This is a genomic window from Sulfurimonas sp. (assembly GCF_014859695.1).
In the GTDB taxonomy this organism is placed as follows: Bacteria; Campylobacterota; Campylobacteria; order Campylobacterales; family Sulfurimonadaceae; genus Sulfurimonas.
In genome coordinates, this window is sequence record NZ_JACUTS010000137.1 from 1 (window position 1) to 2,966 (window position 2,966).

The following is a 2,966-nucleotide window of genomic DNA, read 5'->3' on the forward strand; positions in this document are numbered from 1 at the left end:
GTTCTATCTTTTAACGACTTAGAATCCCAAATATATACCTTATCAAAACCAAAGTCTATATCTTTGATTCTCAAGCTTAAAGCCTCGTTCATTCTTAGTCCACAGCCGTACATCAAATGTACCAGCAAACTGTACTCCATAGGTATATTTTGCAAAATACTCGCAACTTCATCTTTTGTTAAAACAGCAGGTATATGTTTTCTCTCTTGAGCACGAAGAGCTTGAATATTCCAATCACTTATATCTACACCCAAAACTTCTTTATATAAAAATAACAAAGCACTAAAAGCTTGATTTTGTGTAGTTGGTGAGACATTGTCTTTTGTAGCTAGCTTTGTTAAAAAAGTCTCTATTTCTAATTTGCCCATATCAATAGGATGCTTTTTTTGATGAAAAAATATATAGTGCTTTATCCAATGTACATAAGTTCTTTCGGTTGAATAGCTATAGTGTTTAAACCTAATTTTATCACGAACTAAATCTAAGAGTTTCTTTTTCACTTGCATATTATCTCCCTTACTTAAGCTACATTATGTTTGTTATGTAATTTTTTCAACTATTAACAAACATTTTGTGTGTTATTTCTCTCTATGACACTTAACACACACTAAATATTTAAGAATAATATGCATTTTTTCTCTAAAAAGTAAAAAATATTGCAATTTGTCATATTTTATGTTAATTTTTAATAATTATCACACATTTGATATGTAAGTTATTTTTATTTTTTTAAGTTAATATCTATATAATGTGTTTGAATAAATAGTTATCCGCTCGCTACGCGACCGGATAACGAGGGCGCGGGCTGAACACCCGCTCCCTCGTTATCTATAGTAAAGGAATACATATGGCACAGCAAACTAATCAATATAACTTACCAAGACGCATATCAAATACAGTAAAACGAAAAATAAGAAAACAATGCGGTTTTGGATGTGTTGTCTGTGGTTTTGGAATTACACAATATGAGCATATTATCCCAGAATGGCATGAAGCCAGAAAGCATAATCCTAAAAATATGGCATTATTGTGTGGTTCATGCCATGATAAAGTAACAAGGGGAATATTTTCTAAAGATAAAATACGAGATGCTTTACGTTCTCCAAAATGTCTAGAAAATGGTTATACATCAGATATTTTTGATATTGGTAAATCAACACCAACTGTTAAAATTGGAAATACAGTATGGGAAGATGTACCTATAATTTTACAGATAGAAGATATTCCTATTTTAGAAATAAGAAGATCAAGAGAAAATAAAGGCACTTTTGAAATTTCAGCATTATTTTGTGACGACAATGGTGAAGAAATATTTAAAATTACTAATAATATATGGGAAGGAAATATAACTAATTGGGATATAGAGACTATCGGACAAACAATTACTATAAGAAAGAATTTGAGGAAAATAGCCCTTGAAATTACAATTGATCCAAATAATGGAATTATCGCAATTAATAAACTTCATATGAATTTTAGAGGAGCAACGATATTTGGAGATCAAAAGAATGGATTTTACGCAAAAGCTAGTGATGAATCACAAATAAGCATTGGTTCGGGTGGCGGAGTGAAATCATTTGATATTGGAGTGCTAGTCTTAAAAGATTCCGTAGCAATGGGAATAGTTTCAAAGATAACAAAACATAGGAGCTAATAAGTAGCCTATCGGCGACTTATTAGCTCTATTCAACCGTTATATCTAGTAATGTAAGGAAAAAATAGATTGAAGCATATAAATATTATATCGCTAACACAAGCATTTGATACATTAGAAAAAGAAGAGTATAACAACTTATTAGGTTATCATGACATAGAAGTTAAAGATGCAGAGATTAATGACCTAAAATCCCTAATTACAATTTTATTAGATGTTAAAAAAGGAATAAAAAGAATTTTCAGTCAATTCTATGTAGGCTATAAAATCCCACAAATCTCTAAAGAATTTGATTTATTACGATTCGGAGAAGATTCTATTATTAATATAGAATTAAAAAACAGTAGTACAGAAGAAAGAATATTAAAACAATTAAAACAAAATAGATATTATCTGAGTTTTTTAAATAAAGAAATATACAATTTCACATTTGTTGAAAATCTGCAAAAGTTATATCGTTTAAATGATGATGATGAGCTTGAAGAAGTAGATTTTATAAAATTAGCAAAACTCTTGTATAAACAAAAAGTTAGCAATATAAATGATATAGATAAGTTGTTTAATCCATCATAATTACACCCCTGTGAATGAATCTCCACTTTTTATAAAATCACATATACAAATTTAAGCTAAAATCTTTCAATTTGCAATATGTTTAATTGTAATGAATATAAATAGTATAGTTAAGATACATGATTAAAATATAGAATTCATAAATGCCAACAAGATTGAGAGTTGATTTAGGAGATTCACTCACATGATGGATATAATTATGTATATATCATTTAATGATAAAATATACACCATTTTGCTAAAATGGTGTATATTTTGAAATTGGAGTTAATCATGACAGCTTTAAAACAAGAACAACTTTTTGATGAGATAGATATTTTACCAATAGATTTAAAAACTAAAATTGTTGATAAAATATTAGCTAGCATTACACCGATAAACAGTGAAATAGATAAACTTTGGATAAAAGAAGTAAATAAAAGAAAGCAAGAAATCGAGTCAAATTCCGTTACATTGGTTGATGGAGATGAAGTTTTCAAAAAAATATCTCAAAATTACACCCCTGAGAATGAATCTCCACTTTTAACTCAAACTCTTTTTTAGCTACCTAAAAAAGAAATAACTTGGCATGTCTAAAGAAACATTTTGCTTATTTTAAACGTTAGACACTACTTGATTTTTTTTCAACTATTGTAGTACAATGTAGATACAAAAGGATACAATATGAAAAAAGCAATTAATATCCGTATGGATGAAACTCTATTAACAGATTTAGATTCTTATGCTCATGAGCTTGAGC

At 28.5% G+C, this 2,966-nt stretch carries 4 protein-coding genes; 3 read left to right on the forward strand and 1 reads right to left on the reverse strand.

The features are described from left to right. A partial coding sequence (locus IBX42_RS11885; RefSeq protein ID WP_294933146.1) for a phage integrase N-terminal SAM-like domain-containing protein occupies positions 1 to 506 on the reverse strand: 506 nt, incomplete at its 3' end. 341 nt (positions 507 to 847) lie between these two features. Between IBX42_RS11885 and IBX42_RS11890 the strand changes: the two genes are divergently transcribed. From IBX42_RS11890 to IBX42_RS11900, 3 genes are all read left to right on the forward strand, one after another. Next, the gene (locus IBX42_RS11890; RefSeq protein ID WP_294933147.1) at positions 848 to 1,654 is read left to right on the forward strand and encodes an HNH endonuclease signature motif containing protein; all 807 of its coding nucleotides are present in this window, start codon (positions 848 to 850) and stop codon (positions 1,652 to 1,654) included. 69 nt (positions 1,655 to 1,723) lie between these two features. Further along, positions 1,724 to 2,227: a hypothetical protein gene (locus tag IBX42_RS11895; RefSeq protein WP_294933148.1), complete on the forward strand. Its 504-nt coding sequence runs from the start codon at positions 1,724 to 1,726 to the stop codon at positions 2,225 to 2,227. A 273-nt stretch (positions 2,228 to 2,500) separates the two neighbouring features. Further along, positions 2,501 to 2,770, forward strand: coding sequence for an addiction module protein (locus IBX42_RS11900; protein ID WP_294933149.1), 270 nt, complete (start codon positions 2,501 to 2,503; stop codon positions 2,768 to 2,770). Positions 2,771 to 2,966 lie beyond the last annotated feature (196 nt).

Bases quoted from the DNA above. Each gene is read 5' to 3' on its own strand.
- IBX42_RS11900 (WP_294933149.1), top strand. From the start codon at position 2,501: ATGACAGCTTTAAAACAAGAACAACTTTTTGATGAGATAGATATTTTA.
- IBX42_RS11890 (WP_294933147.1), top strand. From the start codon at position 848: ATGGCACAGCAAACTAATCAATATAACTTACCAAGACGCATATCAAAT.